General features: G+C 69.5%; 2 protein-coding genes and 1 pseudogene. All 3 read right to left on the bottom strand.

The window, feature by feature from the left end:
* Positions 1 to 189 (bottom strand): hypothetical protein (locus FKP22_RS30295; RefSeq protein ID WP_211361671.1); only part of this gene is annotated, 189 nt, incomplete at its 3' end.
* Between the two features lie 15 nt (positions 190 to 204).
* A complete protein-coding gene (locus FKP22_RS30290; protein WP_211361670.1) occupies positions 205 to 930 on the bottom strand; it encodes a cysteine hydrolase family protein in 726 nt (241 codons plus the stop codon).
* Positions 927 to 1,436, bottom strand: a pseudogene (locus FKP22_RS30285) (ABC transporter ATP-binding protein); the annotation flags it as partial. The pseudogene FKP22_RS30285 and the gene FKP22_RS30290, both read right to left, overlap by 4 nt.

Below are 1,436 nucleotides of genomic sequence, written 5' to 3'. Positions count from 1 at the left end.
GGCCGGGTCCAGCGTGGCCAGCCGGGCCAGCTCCGTCTGCAGGCCGGCTTGGTCCAGCCGGGCAATCCAGGCCGGGTCGGTGGGCGACAGCCGGCCGAGCAGCTCACCCAGCAGGGCTTGGGGTTGAGCGCCTGCAGCGTAGGCGGATCGCCAGTCTTCAAGGGTCAGCAGATTTTGGCGCGGGTTCATGAGGGAAGGAAGGATTCAGGTGTCGGAAAGAGGCTGCCAACTGGCCAGCCCGGCGATCAGCGGTGCGGCCGGCGCGGTCCATCCGACGATCCCGCCCTGGGCGTGGATCATCTTGATGGCGGCCTGCTTGAAGGCCGGGAAGTAGCTCTCGGTGCCGTCTTCCACCAGCAGGCAGTCGTAGCCGCGGTCGTTGGCTTCGCGCATCGAGGTCTGCACGCAGACTTCGGTGGTCACGCCCATGAAGACCAGGTGCGTGATGCCCTGGCCTTGCAGCATCGCGTGCAGCGGCGTCGCATAGAACGCGCCTTTGCCGGGCTTGTCGACCACGATCTCGTTGGGCCTCGGCGCCAGCTCCGGGATGATCTGGTTGCCCGGTTCGCCGGCCACCAGCACGCGGCCCATCGGGCCTTGGTCGCCAATGCGCAGCGAGGGGTTGCCGCGCAGGCGCTTGGCGGGCGGGCAGTCGCTCAGGTCGGCCTTGTGGGCTTCGCGGGTGTGCACCACCAAGCCGCCCGCGGCGCGCCAGGCCTGCAGCACCGCCTGGCAGGTCGGAATGATGGCCTGCAGCAGCGAGACGTCGTTGCCCAGGCTGGCACCAAAGCCGCCGGGTTCGACGAAGTCGCGCTGCATGTCGATGATGACCAGTGCGCTGGCCGCAGGCGAGAAGGCATAGGCGAAAGGCTGGGCGTCGATCTCGATCTCGATCCGGTCGGGGCGGACCAGGGCTTCGGTTTCCGTCATGCCGCCTCCTGTGCCGGTTCGTGGTGCTTGCCGCCCATGAAGGCGCCCAGCGCATGGCGGTCGGCCTGCGCGGCCGGCACGTCGTGCACGATCTGGCCTTCGCTGATCACGACGATGCGGTCGGCCAGCGCCAGCAGCTCGTCCAGGTCCTCGCTGACCAGCAACACCGCGGTGCCGCTGTTGCGCGCGGCAATCAAGCGGCCGTGGATCTCGGCCACCGCGGCGAAGTCCAGCCCGAACACCGGGTTGGAGACCAGCAGCAGCCGCGCCGGCTCGGAGAGTTCCCGTGCCAGCACGGCGCGCTGCACGTTGCCGCCCGAGAGGCTGCGGATGGGCGCGCGTTCGCCCTGGGTCTTCACGCCGTATTCGCTGATCCACGAACGCGCCCGCGCCCGCAGCCGGCCCCAGTGCACCCAGCCACCGGTGGCAAACGGCGGCTCGTCGAAATTGCGCAGCCCCATGTTGTGGGCCACGCTGAGGTCGCCCACGCAGGCATTGCGCAGCGG

Source organism: Ideonella azotifigens, from assembly GCF_006519715.1.
Classification (GTDB): Bacteria; Pseudomonadota; Gammaproteobacteria; order Burkholderiales; family Burkholderiaceae_C; genus Ideonella; species Ideonella azotifigens.
Note: the sequence above shows the minus strand (reverse complement) of the source record. Positions and strands in the feature narration are given on the sequence as shown.